The 15,241-nt window shown below is 57.8% G+C and carries 14 protein-coding genes; all 14 read right to left on the bottom strand.

Translation table 11 applies throughout. The features are described from left to right. Positions 1 to 5 precede the first annotated feature (5 nt). Positions 6 to 1,655: a phosphoethanolamine--lipid A transferase gene (locus QMG15_RS07905; RefSeq protein ID WP_281788144.1), complete on the bottom strand. Its 1,650-nt coding sequence runs from the start codon at positions 1,653 to 1,655 to the stop codon at positions 6 to 8. Positions 1,656 to 1,688: 33 nt separating this feature from the next. After that, on the bottom strand, positions 1,689 to 3,053 hold the full coding sequence (locus QMG15_RS07900; protein WP_281788143.1) for an MBL fold metallo-hydrolase: 1,365 nt from the start codon (positions 3,051 to 3,053) through the stop codon (positions 1,689 to 1,691). A 46-nt stretch (positions 3,054 to 3,099) separates the two neighbouring features. Next, the gene (dnaJ, locus tag QMG15_RS07895; protein WP_281788142.1) at positions 3,100 to 4,239 is read right to left on the bottom strand and encodes a molecular chaperone DnaJ; all 1,140 of its coding nucleotides are present in this window, start codon (positions 4,237 to 4,239) and stop codon (positions 3,100 to 3,102) included. A gap of 104 nt (positions 4,240 to 4,343) precedes the next feature. After that, positions 4,344 to 6,266 (bottom strand): molecular chaperone DnaK, encoded by a 1,923-nt coding sequence (gene dnaK, locus QMG15_RS07890; protein WP_281788141.1) that lies wholly within the window; start codon positions 6,264 to 6,266, stop codon positions 4,344 to 4,346. A 71-nt stretch (positions 6,267 to 6,337) separates the two neighbouring features. Beyond that, complete coding sequence (grpE, locus tag QMG15_RS07885; RefSeq protein WP_281788140.1) at positions 6,338 to 6,916, bottom strand: nucleotide exchange factor GrpE; 579 nt, start codon at positions 6,914 to 6,916, stop codon at positions 6,338 to 6,340. 153 nt (positions 6,917 to 7,069) lie between these two features. Further along, a complete protein-coding gene (locus QMG15_RS07880) occupies positions 7,070 to 7,420 on the bottom strand; it encodes an FKBP-type peptidyl-prolyl cis-trans isomerase (protein ID WP_281788139.1) in 351 nt (116 codons plus the stop codon). 118 nt (positions 7,421 to 7,538) lie between these two features. After that, positions 7,539 to 8,726 carry an ABC transporter substrate-binding protein gene (locus tag QMG15_RS07875; protein ID WP_281788138.1) on the bottom strand — a complete coding sequence of 396 codons (1,188 nt, stop codon included), beginning with the start codon at positions 8,724 to 8,726 and terminating at the stop codon, positions 7,539 to 7,541. 69 nt (positions 8,727 to 8,795) lie between these two features. Then, on the bottom strand, positions 8,796 to 9,500 hold the full coding sequence (locus tag QMG15_RS07870; protein WP_281788137.1) for an ABC transporter ATP-binding protein: 705 nt from the start codon (positions 9,498 to 9,500) through the stop codon (positions 8,796 to 8,798). Beyond that, the gene (locus tag QMG15_RS07865) at positions 9,497 to 10,225 is read right to left on the bottom strand and encodes an ABC transporter ATP-binding protein (protein ID WP_108401504.1); all 729 of its coding nucleotides are present in this window, start codon (positions 10,223 to 10,225) and stop codon (positions 9,497 to 9,499) included. The genes QMG15_RS07870 and QMG15_RS07865 overlap by 4 nt, the downstream gene beginning before the upstream one ends. A gap of 72 nt (positions 10,226 to 10,297) precedes the next feature. Beyond that, a complete protein-coding gene (locus QMG15_RS07860) occupies positions 10,298 to 11,278 on the bottom strand; it encodes a branched-chain amino acid ABC transporter permease (protein ID WP_281788136.1) in 981 nt (326 codons plus the stop codon). A gap of 18 nt (positions 11,279 to 11,296) precedes the next feature. Then, complete coding sequence (locus tag QMG15_RS07855) at positions 11,297 to 12,148, bottom strand: branched-chain amino acid ABC transporter permease (RefSeq protein WP_108358871.1); 852 nt, start codon at positions 12,146 to 12,148, stop codon at positions 11,297 to 11,299. A 38-nt stretch (positions 12,149 to 12,186) separates the two neighbouring features. Next, positions 12,187 to 13,005: an SDR family oxidoreductase gene (locus QMG15_RS07850; RefSeq protein WP_281788135.1), complete on the bottom strand. Its 819-nt coding sequence runs from the start codon at positions 13,003 to 13,005 to the stop codon at positions 12,187 to 12,189. A 189-nt stretch (positions 13,006 to 13,194) separates the two neighbouring features. Then, on the bottom strand, positions 13,195 to 13,533 hold the full coding sequence (locus QMG15_RS07845) for an NIPSNAP family protein (RefSeq protein ID WP_108358870.1): 339 nt from the start codon (positions 13,531 to 13,533) through the stop codon (positions 13,195 to 13,197). Then, the gene (locus tag QMG15_RS07840) at positions 13,530 to 15,236 is read right to left on the bottom strand and encodes an FAD-dependent oxidoreductase (RefSeq protein ID WP_281788134.1); all 1,707 of its coding nucleotides are present in this window, start codon (positions 15,234 to 15,236) and stop codon (positions 13,530 to 13,532) included. Before QMG15_RS07840 ends, QMG15_RS07845 begins: the two co-directional genes overlap by 4 nt. Between the last annotated feature and the right edge of the window lie 5 nt (positions 15,237 to 15,241).

The raw sequence follows: 15,241 nt of genomic DNA, 5'->3' as shown, positions 1-15,241 counted from the left end.
TCGTTTCAGCGGCCTTCGCAGGTGGCAAACAGGTCGTGCTCGCGTTGGTAGACGGCGGTCTTCACGGCCATCAAGCCCAACACCGAATGGAACAAGTTGTCGTGCGACAGGGGCTTGTGACGTTCGGCTTGCAAGCAACGGGTGCTCACACGGCTGAGCTGCTCAAACCCTGGAGACAACCACGTGATCAGTGGCACGGTCGTTTGTTCGGGGGGCGCCACGCTGTAGGGCAGGCCATGCAAATACATGTTCTTTTCGCCCAGAGATTCGCCATGGTCTGACACATAAAGCATGGCCGTGGTGCTGGTTTTTTCTTGCGTTTTCAGCCAAGCAATGACGCCGGACAAAAAATGGTCGGTGTACACAATCGTGTTGTCGTAGGCATTGACCACTTGGGCACGGTCGCATTGCGAGAGCGAGGTGTCGGTGCACTCTGGCGTGAAGGGTTTGAACGCGGCAGGTGTGCGCTTGAAATAAGCTGGGCCATGGCTACCCATTTGGTGCATCACCACCACCGTACCGTGCGTGCGGCGCTCTGCGGGCAGCTTGGCCAATTCGGCTTCAATGCGTGCAAGCATCACCGTGTCACGGCATTCGTCTCCCGCACAGTGGTCGGGCAATTTCAGGTCTGAGGTGTTCACATAAGGCACGCGTGTGCACTGGCCTTTGCAGCCCGATTGGTTGTCCATCCACAGCACCGCGTAGCCTGCGCGTTGCAGCACATCCAGCATGTTTTCAAATTCGTTGCTGCGGTTGGCGAAATCGGTGCGTCCTAAGTGCGAAAACATGCAGGGCAGCGACTCTGCTGTACTGGTTCCGCAAGAGCTGACGTGGGTGAAGCTGGTGACGTTTTCTTTGGCCAGTTGTGGGTTGGTGTTGCGGGCGTAGCCGTTGAGCGAGAAGCTTTGGCTGCGTGCGGTTTCACCCAGTACAAACACCAGCAGTGGTGGACGCTGAGGCGTGTGACCGGCGCGTGAGGCAATGCGCGCATCCAAGCCCAAACTTTGCATTGGTCCCCGAGGGCGCTCAGCGGGAATGACGGTCATGTCGAGCACCGCATAGATGCTGTTGAGCGGGTTAATTTGGTAGCGCATCTCGGTGTAATTGCGCATGAGCGATGAGAAGTCTTGAAACACCAGCTGCGTGGTGCCAAAGGCTAAAACCAGTGCGCTCGTAAACAACCCGGCATTGCGCAGTAGTTGTTGCGTTAACGGCTGCGTTGTCATGGGTTGTCGCCACAGCCAGATGATTGGCAATATCGCTAAGCCCATCACGGTCCCTAGCAACTGCCAGCTCAGTTGATCGCGCGCTTCACGTGTGTCAGTTTGAAGCACATTCACCAGCATGGGGGTGTCTACGACCACGCCGTACATCAGCATGTAATGCGTGGCGAAGGCCGCCAAAAGTAAAAGCAGCGTGATGGCCGGTTTCAGCGTGAAGCGCCAAGCGAACAGCGACAGCAAGCTTGTCACCACACACGCGATGATCAAGGCAAAAGCCACGCCAAACCCCACGCCATGCCAGCCGGTGAGGTCGGGTAAAAGCAGTAAGTTTTTCCAAAGGGCCAAGTTGCCCAGAACAGCCAACCAAAGGCTAGCGACGATCACCAAAGTGGTGGCTGGGCGCGCAGGGCGGGCAGGGGAATTCAGAAACATGGTGCGCATATCGATGGGCGTGATTCACGGGGTTCAGGTTGGCCACGTGCTGCCGTGCTCCGGCACCACGGCACGCCAGCGCAGCTCGCGCTCAATGCGCTGACGCATGGCATCTGCGGCGTCTAGCTCCCCATGCACCACATAAACCTGGCTGGGAGCGTGCTTCATGTGCTTGAGCCAGCTGATCAGCTGTGTGGCGTCGGCATGGGCGGACGACGATTCAAGTTGCACCACTTCGGCATTCACGGCCACGTCTTGGGCGTGGATGCGCACGGTGCTGTTGCCCTTGGCCAAAGTGTCGCCACGTGTGCCGGGTGCTTGATAACCGGTGAGGATGACCATGTTGCGGTGGTCGGGCAGGTAATGCGCCAAGTGATGCAACACGCGCCCACCCGTGGCCATGCCGCTGGCGGACAAGATCACCATCGGACCGTGGTGTTTGGCCAGCGCCTTGGATTGCTCGGGCGTTTCCACCATCGTGGCGATATGCGCCATTTTGTGCAGCGCATGGGTATCCAGGCGCAGTGCATCCGGGTGACGCGGCAGTAACTCGGTGGTGTGTACCGCCATGGGGCTGTCCAAAAAGATGGGCAAGCTGCGCGGTATGTCGCCACGCTCTTTGAGAAGAGCAATGGCATGGAGCAGCGCCTGCGCGCGACCCACGGCAAACACCGGCACCACAGCCACGCCACCGCGTGAGGCCACGCGCTTCAAGGCCGGCGCCAACTCAGCCAGCACATCTTCTTTTGGATGCGTGCGGTTGCCGTAAGTGGATTCAATCAACACGGTGTCGGCCTCTGGCGGCAGATCTGGTGGGTTCATGACGAGGTCGTCGGGACGCCCCAAATCACCGCTGAACAAAATGCGACGGCCTGCCACTTCTAACAAGATGCTGGCGGCGCCCAAGATGTGGCCCGCAGATGAAAACGTGGCTTTCCAGCCGGGGATGGGCGAAAAGGTTTTGCCAATGACTTCCGGGTGCAGCAAGTTCAGGCTGACGATGGCATCGTGCTTACCGTACAGGGGCAGGGCAGGCGTGTGTTTGGAGTAGCCATGGCGGTTCAAGAACGCCGCATCTTCTTCTTGGATGTGGCCGCTGTCAGGCAACAAAATGGCGCACAAATCGCAGGTGGCAGGCGTTGCATGCACACGGCCGCGAAAGCCTTGGCGGTGCAGCAATGGTAAATAGCCACTGTGGTCTAAATGCGCGTGCGTCAAAAGCACGGCATCTATGTCTGCGGCTTTGATGGGTAGGGGGTTCCAGTTGCGCAAGCGCAGCTGCTTGTAGCCCTGAAACAAACCGCAGTCGATCAGCAGTTGCTTGCCGTCGTGCTGAACCAAATATTTGGAACCGGTGACTGTGCCGGTTCCGCCCAAAAATGTGATGTTGACGCTCATGGGCGAAGTATCCCCTCTTTAAGTGAAGACACTTCGCTTGTGAGGATTAGTTGAAAAAACGCTTGAGTTTGTCCGCCCAGCCACCCTCGGCGGGTGAATGCTTGGCACCGCCTTTTTTCAGCGACTCGTCCAACTCTTTGAGCAGCTTGCGCTGGTGCTCGGTGAGCTTGACCGGTGTTTCCACAGAGATGTGGCAATACAAGTCACCAGGGAAGCTGGAGCGGATGCCCTTCAAGCCCTTGCCACGCAAGCGGAACTGCTTGTCGCTTTGTGTGCCTTCTGGGATGTCAATGGCCGCTTCGCCTGCCAGTGTGGGCACGCGAATTTCGCCACCCAAAGCCGCGGTGGTGATGCTGATCGGCACCGAGCAGTGCAGGTCGTCTCCATCACGCTCGAAGATGTCGTGCTTCTTGACGCGAATCTCGATGAATAAATCACCGGGAGGGCCACCGTTGGTACCAGGCTCGCCGTTGCCAGTGCTGCGAATGCGCATGCCGTCGTCGATGCCCGCAGGGATTTTCACTTCCAGTGTTTTTTGCTTCTTGATCTTGCCTTGGCCGTGACACATATTGCACGGGTCAGGAATGATCTTGCCTGAACCTCGGCAATGAGGACAGGTTTGCTGCACGCTGAAAAAGCCTTGGCGCATTTGCACCTGACCGCTGCCGTGGCAGGTGGTACAGGTTTTGACCGAGGTGCCGGGTTTGGCGCCTGTGCCATCGCAGGTTTCACATTCGTCCCAGCCTGGAATTTTGAGTTGCGCGTCTTTGCCGTTGGCTGCTTCTTCCAGCGTGATTTCCATGGCGTAGCTGAGGTCGTTGCCACGGTAAACCTGACGACCACCGGGGCCGCGACGCTGTTGGCCAAAAATGTCACCAAAGATATCGCCAAAGGCCTCACCAAAACCCGCGCCACCAAAGCCGCCAGGACCACCTGGGCCGCCGCGCATATTGGGGTCCACACCTGCATGGCCATACTGGTCGTAGGCGGCACGTTTTTCGGGGTCGGACAGCATCTCGTAGGCCTCTTTGACCTCTTTGAACTGCGCCTCCGCTTCCTTGGCTTTGTCGCCTTGGTTGCGGTCGGGGTGGTACTTCATCGCGAGTTTGCGATAAGCCTTTTTGATCTCGTCGTCGCTCGCGCCTTTGGAGACGCCGAGCACTTCATAAAAATCGCGTTTGGACATGGTTGGCAGTGCCGTTTTTTTGTGGGGCTTTATCAAGACTTCGCCGCGTGTTCACCTTTTCAGGCGAAACGCGGCGAGATCAGCTCAGAAGTTCAGAAAAGGGTTTAGCCTTTTTTGACTTCTTTCACTTCAGCGTCGACCACGTTGTCGTCGGCTGGTTTGGCTTCAGGGCCAGCGGCTGCGCCGCCTGCCGCTTGGGCTGCTTGCATGTCAGCGTAGACTTTTTCGCCCAGCTTTTGTGAGGCAGTCATCAAGGCTTCGCTTTTGGCATCGATAGTGGCTTTGTCTTCGCCCTTCAATGCTTCTTCGACCTCTTTGATGGCGGCTTCGATGGCTTCTTTTTCGCCAGCGTCGAGCTTGTCGCCGTGCTCACCCAAGCTCTTCTTCACGCTGTGAACAGCGGCGTCGGCTTGGTTGCGAGACTGCACGATCTCTAACTTCTTCTTGTCTTCGGCAGCATTCAACTCGGCGTCTTTCACCATTTGTTGAATCTCGTCTTCTGACAAGCCAGAGTTGGCTTTGATCGTGATCTTGTTTTCTTTGCCAGTGGCTTTGTCCTTGGCGCCCACGTGCAAGATGCCGTTGGCGTCAATGTCAAACGACACTTCAATTTGAGGTGTGCCACGGGCCGCAGGTGCGATGCCCTCGAGGTTGAACTCACCCAAGCTCTTGTTGCCAGCGGCCATTTCGCGCTCGCCTTGGTAGACCTTGATGGTCACGGCGGGTTGGTTGTCGTCGGCAGTCGAGAAGGTTTGTGCAAACTTCGTGGGGATGGTCGTGTTCTTGGCGATCATCTTGGTCATCACGCCGCCCAGGGTTTCGATGCCCAAAGACAACGGTGTCACGTCGAGCAACAACACGTCGGTACGGTCGCCAGACAACACTTGGCCTTGAATCGCAGCGCCCACGGCCACGGCTTCGTCAGGGTTCACGTCACGACGTGGCTCTTGACCGAAGAACTCTTTGACCTTCTCTTGCACCTTGGGCATACGGCTCATACCGCCAACCAAGATCACGTCGTCGATGTCGCTCACCGACACGCCAGCGTCTTTGATGGCCATGCGGCAAGGGGCGATGGTGCGCTCGACCAACTCTTCCACCAGTTGTTCCAACTTGGCGCGGTTGAGCTTGATGTTCAAGTGCTTAGGACCCGAAGCGTCAGCGGTGATGTAAGGCAAGTTGATGTCGGTCGAAGTGGACGACGACAACTCAATCTTGGCTTTTTCAGCGGCTTCTTTCAGGCGCTGCAAGGCCAACACGTCTTTGGACAAATCAACGCCAGATTCTTTCTTGAACTCGGTGATGATGAAGTCGATGATGCGTTGGTCGAAGTCTTCACCGCCCAAGAAGGTGTCGCCGTTGGTGGACAACACTTCGAATTGCTTCTCGCCATCGACGTCCGCGATTTCGATGATGGACACGTCAAACGTGCCGCCACCCAAGTCATACACAGCAATCTTTCGGTCGCCTTTTTCTGTTTTGTCCAAACCGAACGCCAAAGCCGCAGCGGTGGGTTCGTTGATGATGCGCTTGACGTCCAAACCTGCGATGCGGCCTGCATCTTTGGTGGCTTGGCGTTGTGCGTCGTTGAAGTAAGCGGGCACGGTGATGACGGCTTCGGTCACTTCTTCGCCGAGGTAGTCTTCGGCAGTTTTCTTCATCTTGCGCAGAATTTCAGCGCTGATTTGAGGCGGTGCCAACTTGTTGCCGCGCACTTCCACCCATGCGTCGCCGTTGTCGGCTTTGGCAATGGTGTAGGGCATCAAGTCGATGTCTTTTTGAACTTCTTTTTCCGCAAACTTGCGACCGATCAAACGCTTGACCGCGTACAAGGTATTGCGTGGGTTGGTCACCGCTTGGCGTTTGGCCGATGCGCCGACCAAGATTTCGCCGTCTTCTTGATACGCAATGATCGACGGTGTGGTGCGAGCGCCTTCGGCGTTCTCGATCACTTTCGTGGTGTTGCCTTCCATGATGGCCACGCACGAGTTGGTGGTGCCCAAGTCAATACCGATGATTTTTCCCATGTTCTTACTCCAGTGATTTTTAAAAATTCAGATGGGCAGTAGTTAAGGCTAACTCTGCCAATTTCAAGTGTTTATTTAGGGGCCGCAACGGTCACCAAGGCAGGGCGCAGCACGCGCTCTGCAATCAAATAGCCCTTTTGCAGCACGGCGACGATGGTGTTGGCCTCTTGATCGGCGGGCACCACGCTGATGGCTTGGTGTTGGGCGGGGTCAAACTTGGCACCGGCCGCAGGGTCGATGGCGATCACTTTGTTGCGCTCCAAGGCGCTCTTGAGTTGACGCAGCGTGGCTTCAGCACCTTCGCGGATTTGCTCAGGTGTGGCGGTTTGCACGGCCAAGCCAGCTTCGAGGCTGTCGAGCACGGGCAGCAAGCTGTCGGCAAAGCTTTCCAGCGCGAATTTGCGGGCTTTTGAGACTTCGTCGTCCGCACGACGACGTGCGTTTTGTACATCGGCTTGGCCACGTACATATTGGTCTTGCAGTTCAGCGGCTTTGGCTTGCAAAGCCGCGATTTCGGCTTGGGCTGCGGCCAAGGGGTCGAGTGCAGCCGCGGGTTCAGCAGATGTGGCTTCAGGGGCGGGGGCCATGCCGGCCATGTGGGCTGCCAAATGTGCGGCCGCTGTGTCTTGATTTTCTGTAGGTTCTGACATGCTTTGTAGGGCTTGTTGGATGGATATTCAGCGAAGCTGGGGGCATCCAACCCTATTTCAAGAGGGGTTTTGTAAAAAAAGGAACGGAACAAAACAAAGCGGGGCTAAGCCCCGCTGAGTGACGGCAGTTCAAAGAGCTGCCATGGCGCTGGTTTATTCGAGGCTGAGCAGTTCGACGTCAAATTTCAACGTGGCGTTCGGTGGGATCACACCGCCCGCACCGCGTGCGCCGTAGCCCAGTTCTGGGGGAATGATGAGGGTGCGTTGGCCACCGATCTTCATGCCTTGCACGCCTTCGTCCCAGCCCTTGATGACCATGCCTGCGCCCAGAGGGAAGTCAAACGGGTCATTGCGGTCGCGGCTGGAGTCAAATTTGGCGCCTTGTTCGCCATCTTTGTAGAGCCAGCCGGTGTAGTGCACGCTCACGTGCTGGCCAGCGGCGGCTTGGGCGCCGTCGCCCACCACGTTGTCGATGTATTGCAGGCCGGAAGGGGTCGTGTTCATGGCAAATCCTTGAGGGGGTCTAAATTCGAAACCCTAGAGTGTACCGACCCCCGTTTCCAAAAGAAAAAGCCCCGATACCGAGGCATCGAGGCTTTGGGGGCCGTGCAATCGCGAGCGATTACATCTTGCACAAAGGCGAAGGTGGCGGTGTCAAAGACGCTGGGTATGTGTCTTCAATCACGGGGCGCAGGGCACCATCGACCATCTTCACGCGGCCTACGTAGTTAGGCAGCATCAGCTGGTTGTCGGCTGCACGCATGGTGACTTTGCCGTAGATGGTGTTGAGTTCTGCACCGCGCAGGGCTTTGCTCACATCTTCAGGCTTCACGCTCTTGGCCAAACGCACGCCGTCAAACATGACTTGTGCGCCGTTGTAGGCCTGGCCTTCGGCATCGGTGGGCATGCGGTTGAACTTGGCTTTCCATGCTGCCACGAATTCTTTGTTGCGTGGGTTGTTCAAGTCAGCGGCGTAGCCTGAGTTGCCGGGCACGCCTTCGAGGTTTTTACCGGTGGCGTTGATGATGAAGTTGGAAATCAACGCGTGACCAATCAAGGGCGTGTTGGGGATCAGGTTGAACTCACCAGCTTGCTTGACGAACGCCATGGCATCACGGCCCACTTCAGCCACCCAAATACCGTCCACGTTGGCGGCTTTGAGTTGGGCGATGTAAGGCGAGAAGTCCTTGGTGCCCATAGGAACGTACAAGGTCAATGGCACTTTCTTGCCTTGGGCTTCCATGGCTTTCTTGAAAGATTCGCCAGAGTCGCGGCCCCACACATAGTCGGCTGCGATCACAGCAAAGGTGTTGCCTTTGATTTTCTTAGCCCACTCATTGATCATGGCGATGTCCATCGCGTCAGAGTGGTTGGTGCGGAAGCTGCGAGGTTTGCAGGTGTCACCGGTCAGCTTGTCAGACTTGCTGGCTTGGATGAAGTAAGCCGCATCCCAGCGGTCCAAGTTTTGGGCGATGGCCAAAGAGATGGACGAGGGCACCGCACCGATCAACAGGTTGTGGCCATCACGTGCCATTTTTTCAGCCACGCGGCGACCGGCGTCTGGCGTGCTTTCGTCGTCGCCTTCTTGGACTTCCACTTTGCGGCCATCCACGCCACCTTTGCTGTTGGCTTCTTCAATCGCGAATTTCACCGCGCGCATGACTTCTTCGCCTTGCTCAGCGAACACGCCAGATTTGGACGACACCAAACCGACCTTGACCGGCTCTTTGCCTTGCGCCAAAGCGCTCAACGGCAGGGCTGTCACCAGCGCTGCGCTTGCCAACAGTTGATAGATTTTTTTATATTGCATGCTTGTCTCCTAGGTATGAAGGATTGCCGGAATCGGTCCGACGGCCGTTGGGAACTGGATGCGATGGCCTTAGACCATCACATGACTTTCTAAATCTTTGAGGCCTTCGGGCGAGTTGCTCACCACGCCTTGTGCTACCACCGAGCCCTTGGCCATGGCCAAGTAACGGTGCGCCACACGTGCGACGAGGCTCATGTTTTGTTCGATCAACAACAAGGCGGTGCCTTCGTCCGCCACGCGGTTGAAGATGTCGGCGAGTTGGTCCACGATGACGGGCGCCAAGCCCTCGGTGGGTTCGTCCAACAAGATCAAACTGGGGTTGGCCATCAACGCACGGCCCACGGCCAGCATTTGTTGTTGACCGCCTGAGAGCGCTGTGCCCGGTGTGTGGGCGCGCTCTTGCAAGATGGGGAAGAGCTTGTAAATCTCGGGCACAGACCAAGGGCCTTTGCGGCCCACCGCAGCGCCGAGCAAGAGGTTTTCTTCCACGGTGAGGTTGGCAATGATGCAGCGGCCTTGGGGCACCACCACGATGCCGTGTTGTGCGGCCATGTAGGGGCGGGGCTTGCTGATCTCCTGTGCGCCTAAGTGGATGTGCCCGTTTTTGAGGTTGGCCAATCCCAAGATGGTGTTGACCACCGTGGTCTTGCCCACGCCGTTGCGACCAATCAAGGCCACGCGTTCGCCTGCGTTCACATGCAAGTTCAGGCCGTGCAAGATGTGTGCAGCGCCGTAGTAGGCATGCACGTTTTTCAGGTTCAGTAAGGCGCTCATGCTGCACTCCCCAAATAAGCTTCACGCACACGCGGGTCAGCGCGCACGGCGGCCGGCTCACCACTGGCGATGACGCGGCCCAATTCAAAAACAGTCACCACATCAGAGATGCCAAACACCACATCCATGTCGTGCTCCACCAGCAGCACGGACACGTCCCAGCGCGAGGTGAGGGCTTTTAAGTGGTGTGCCAAATCGTGAGACTCTTTGACCGACAAACCTGCCATGGGCTCGTCCAGCAGCAGCACGCTGGGGCGACCCACCAAGGCCAGGGCCAAGTCGAGGCGGCGTTGTTCGCCGTAGCCCAAGTCTTCGGCCATGACATGGGCCATGCGGTCGAGTTCGAGTTCTTTGAGCACAGCATCTGCATCGGCGGCCGAGTCCTGCACGCCCATCTTGTGCGAGGCCAGTTCGACTTGTTTGCGAACGGGCATGCCACCAAAAATGCTGGTGCGCTGAAAACTGCGTGACAAGCCGAGCATGCGGCGTTCGACCACGCCCATCTCGCTCACATCGGTGCCACGCAAGGTGACTTTGCCGCGCGTCAAACGGCGACGACCGGTGATGGCGTCGATGACGGTGGATTTGCCAGCGCCGTTGGGGCCGATCAGGCCGCGAATTTGGCCTTTTTCTAAAGTCAGGGACACACCATCAACGGCTTTGACGCCGCCGTAGTGGATGGCCACATCGTCGGCCTGGAGTACATAAGGAGAGGAATTGCTCATAGGGGTTCCGTGTCTGTGTGTCGGTCTATTTAGCGTTCTGTTTGCGGTGCTATTTGCGGCTTTGGTTGCCGCTTAATGCGCACCGGCCTTGGCGCGTGACGCTGAGGCGGGCTTGCCGCGCCAGAGCGCTTGCAAAGCTCCCGCGATGCCCGTGGGCGAGAACACGATGACGGCGATCAAGGCCACACCAAAAATAGACATCCAATGGGTGGCGTAGTCGCCCACCACGTCTTTGAAGATGAAATACACCACCGCGCCCAAGGCGGGGCCCCACAGGGCTTTGAAGCCGCCGACGACAACCATCATCAAGGCCATGCCCGACAAGCTCCAGTGCAAGCTCTCGGGAGAGACAAAGCCGGTGTTCAAGGTCGACAACAAGCCCGCCACGGCGGTGACCACCGCAGACAAGGCGTAGATGGCAGCGCGTGGAATGACGGTGGAGATGCCGATGAAGCGCGCACGTTCTTCGTTGTCGCGCACGGCTTCGGTGATGGCACCAAAACGTGTGTTGAGCAACAAGGTCAGCAGCAGCATGACGATGACCAAGGTCGTCCAGCAAATCAAAAACATCGCAGCGGGTTTGAGGATGGCCGATTGGCTGAAGCCGAAAATAGTGGCAGGCCAGTCGACTTGCATGCCGTCTGCGCCACCGGTGATGCCGCGGGCGCGAGAGACGGACAAGAAGAACATTTGGCCAATCGCCAGGGTCAACATGCCAAACGCAATGCCGGGCACACGCACGATGATCAGGCCCACCACAAAGGCGGCGATGCCTATGCCCACCAAGGTGGCCAAGATGGCCCATTCGACGGGCATGAGTTGTTGTTGCAAGGTGATGCCGATGGCGTAACCGGCCACACCAAAATACAAGGCGTGACCAAAACTCACCAAGCCGTTTTGCTTGAGCAGCACGCCAATGCCCAAGGCAAAGACGGCGTACACCACGGCTTGGGTCAGCAGTGACAGGACGGTGTTTGAACTGATCACCGCCACCAAGCCCACGCCTGCGAGCAGGGCGGCGACAGAATAAGCAATAGCGCGAAGGGGGCTCATATCCAAAGTCCTCGGGAATTAAGTGCGGCTGCCAGCAAAACCTGCGGGCTTCCAAATCAAGATGGCGACCATGAACACAAAGGGCAGCAGCACCGATGCGTCAGGCAAATACACCGCGCCAATGGCCTGCACCATGCCCAGCAACAAGGCGGCAATGAAAGCCCCTGCGAGTGAGCCCAAGCCGCCAATCACGACCACCACAAAAGAGTCAATCAACACGTCTGAACTCATGGAAGGCGACAACGACAAGAAGGGTGCAGCCACCACACCGGCCAAACCGGCCAACGCGGTGCCCAAGCCCACCACACCAGCGCTCAAGGCGTCGGTGTTGACGCCTTGCATGGCGGTGGTCACGGGGTCGGTGCTGGCGGCACGCACAAACAAACCCACTTTGGAGTAGCGCAGCCACAGGCTCAGGCCCAGAGCCACAGCCGCGCCCATCACGATCACGCCAATGCGGTAAGCGGGCACGGAGGTGCCAAACAAATCGACAGAGAAGTTCAAGGCCTCGGGTGCAGCGACAGAGAGGTTGCTCTTGCCCCAGACCGACTGCACCATGTCTTCGATGACGAGCAGCAAGCCGAAGGTGACCAGCACAACGGTAAGAGGTTCGCGGTCTTGGAGCAGGCGAAAACCATAGCGGTCCAGCAGCACCCCAAAGACGGCCATCAAGGCGGGGGCCACCACCAAAGCGACCCAGAAGTTGCTTTGCAGGGCGACGGTGTAGCCGAGGTAGGCGCCCAGCATGTAGAGCGAGCCGTGGGCAAAGTTGACCACGCGGCGCAGGCCGTAGATCAAGGCCAGGCCCGAGCACATCACGATGAGCAATGCGCCGTAGACGAGGCCGTTAAAAAGGTTGATGGTCAACATGGTGTGAAAGTCTCCTGTGTTTTTGTGTGATGCGTTGTTCAGGCGTGTTCGATGTCGCCCAGCGCCATGTCGGGCGCGCCCAACACGCTCCAGCCGCCGTCCACAGCCAAGGTGGCACCCGTGACGTAGCTGGCGGCGGGGGAGGCCAAAAAGAAAATGGTTTCGGCAATTTCGGCTGGCTCGGCCATGCGTCCCAGTGGTGTGCGCTGGACGATGGCCGCTGCATTGATGGCCCCTTTTTCGGCCAAGTCAGCCACCAAGGCGGTGGCGACATAGCCAGGTGCCACGGCATTCACGCGAATGCCCTTGCGCGCCCACTCGGTGGCGAGTGCGCGGGTCATGCCCAAAATGCCTGCTTTGGCGGCGCTGTAGGCGTTGCGTCCAGGAATGCCGCTGGTGCTGGCGATGGAGCCAATGTTGACGATGGCGCCACGGTTGCCTTTGGCATCGCGGCCTTGGGTTTGCATGTGTGCCAGCGCCGCTTGTGTCATCAAAAATGCACCGCGCAAATGCACTGACAACACGCGGTCAAACGCATCGGCTGTTTGCTGCAAGGTGGGCACGGCTTGGTCGCCGATGCCTGCGTTGTTGACCAATGCATCGAGGCAGCCCTGTTGTGCCACCACTTGCGCCATGGCGGCGGACGCCTGCGCTTCGTCGGTGACGTCGCACAAGACACCCATGTGGTGCGGCCCTAAGGCTTGGGCGCGTTCGCGCGCTTTGTCGCCATTCATGTCGAGTAACGCCACACGCCAGCCACGCGCCGCAAAGAGCTGGGCGGTGGCCCAGCCAATGCCGTCGGCAGCGCCAGTGATGGCGACAACCGGGTTGGACAATGAGGTGGCGTTGTGGTGCATGTGAGTTTGGTTTAAATACGTCAATGTATTTACGTTTATTATCTTGAAGCAGTTTCGAAATGGAAGGTGTTTTTTTTACTAAATCACTATCGTTTTCCCTGAATAATCAAGTCATTTCGTGTGATTTGAATTCCAATTCAATTTCTCTTATTTAGTCAATGTGTTGATTTAAATTTGAAGGTTTCTCACTCAGAGTGATGGCCAAGCGGGCATCCCGATGGCTTTGATCAGTCGTGTCTCTTGTGCGGTGATCAGATGTCCTGATGCCGCCAAGTACGCAGGGAAGTCGGGGTGGCTGTCGCGTGCTTTGCAGCGGCGTTCATAGTCCGCCAGATCGTCGTAGGCCCACAGGTGAATGAACTGGTTTTGTGGTCCCACCAAGCTGGTGTAGAACCCTACGGGGTGCCCCAATGTTTCCAGCAAAAGTGGCATGGCCAAGCGGTTGAACACTTCTACAAATTCAGGCATCTTGCGCAAGGCAATGGTGTAGATGCGGTGGTCGATGAGGGGTTTGTTCAAGTGGCTCATGCCTTCACTCCTGCTTTGTCTGCGATGTGGTTGCCGGTGACAAAACCAAAGGTCATGTTGGGGCCGTGTGTGATGCCTGCAGCGGGGTAGTTGCCACCCATGATGCTGGCTCGGTCGTTGCCCACGGCGTACAAGCCGCCAATGGCAGAGCCGTCGTCTTTGAGCACTTCGCCTACCACGCTGGTTTGAATGCCGTCAAAGGTGCCCAAGTCGCCCATGATGACTTTCACCGCGTAGAACGGGCCGGTTTGCACCGGTGCCACACAAGGGTTGGGTTTGTTCTCGGGGTCGGCCAAATAGCGGTTGAAGGTGGTGGTGCCACGGCCAAATGCGGGGTCTTGGCCGTTGACCGCGCCGACGTTGTAGTCGCGCACAGTTTGCGCCAAGCCTGCGGGGTCAATGCCTGCGTTGTGGGCCAGCTCGGCCAAGGTCTTGCCTTCAATGAGGTAGCCGTTGCGCAAGAAGCGGCCAATCGGCATGGGGGCAGGTTTGACAAAGCCGATGCCGTATTTGCCGAGCGTGGTCTTGTCACACACCAACCACATGGCGGTGTCTTTTTGGCCGTCGCAGGCGCGGATCAAATCAGCGCCTACGTCGTGGTACGAGTTGCTTTCGTTGGTGAAGCGTTGGCCGTTTTTCAGCACGCCGATGATGCCGGGCTTGTAGCGGTCCAGCAGGTGCGGGAACACGCCGAACTCGCCATTGGCATAAGGCACATACGACACGGGCATCCAGGCTGCGGCGTCTTTGAAGCGAATCTCCACTTTGCCGCCCACGGCTTCGGCCATGTTCAAGCCATCGCCGGTGTTGCTGATGGGGGTGGGGGACAAATGTTCGCCGCCACGTTGCAGGTGTGGGTAGGCTTTGGCGATGCGTTTGACATCGTGCGGAAAGCCGCCACACGCCAGCACCACGCCGTGACGTGCGGTGATGAGTCGCTCACCACCTTCACCGCCTGCACGCACGCCGGTGGCGTGGTCGTTCTTCATCAAGATTTCTTTGACGGGGCTGTTGGTCAAGATCGGAATGCCCAGGTCGAGTGCCGATTTGGCCAAGCGCGCTGCCAGCGCGTTGCCGCTGGTGACGTTGATGCCGCGTTGGTACAGCACCAATTCTTTGATGTGCGTGACCAAGCGCTTGGCCACGTAAATGAACGAGGTCAGTGACTTGGTGGCTTGAAAGAAATGTTTCAAATCGGCGTTCGATGAGTTGAACATCATGCCGATGAAGGTGATGGTTTTGAGCGGTGGCTTCAAGCGCGGCATGTCTTTGCCCAAGCCGCGAATGTCAAAGGGCGCTGCCAAGATGGAGCGGCCAATGTCCACACCGCCAGCGACGGTGGGGTGGTAATCGGGATACATGGTGGGCACGAATTTCATCTCGGTGTCGCGCTCGAAAAATTCCACCATCTTGGGGCCGTTGTCGATGAAGGCATCCACAGCTGCGGCATCAAAGTAGCTGCCGGTTTCTTGCATCATGTAAGTGCGCACGGCCTCGCGGGTGTCGGCAGGGTTTTGCTTGCGGCCGTGCTGATTCAGCGGTATCCACAACACGCCACCTGACAGTGCGGTGGTGCCGCCGAAGACGGGTTCTTTTTCAAGCACCACCACATCCAGGCCACGTTTCTTGGCGGTGATGGCGGCAGATAAACCGGCTGCGCCAGAGCCCACCACGATCACATCGCATTCAAAGTTTTGAGACATTGCGT

It is taken from the genome of Limnohabitans sp. INBF002, from assembly GCF_027924905.1.
Lineage (GTDB): Bacteria > Pseudomonadota > Gammaproteobacteria > Burkholderiales > Burkholderiaceae_C > Limnohabitans.
The sequence above is the reverse complement of the archived record's forward strand: the minus strand, read 5'-3'. Positions and strand labels throughout refer to the sequence as shown.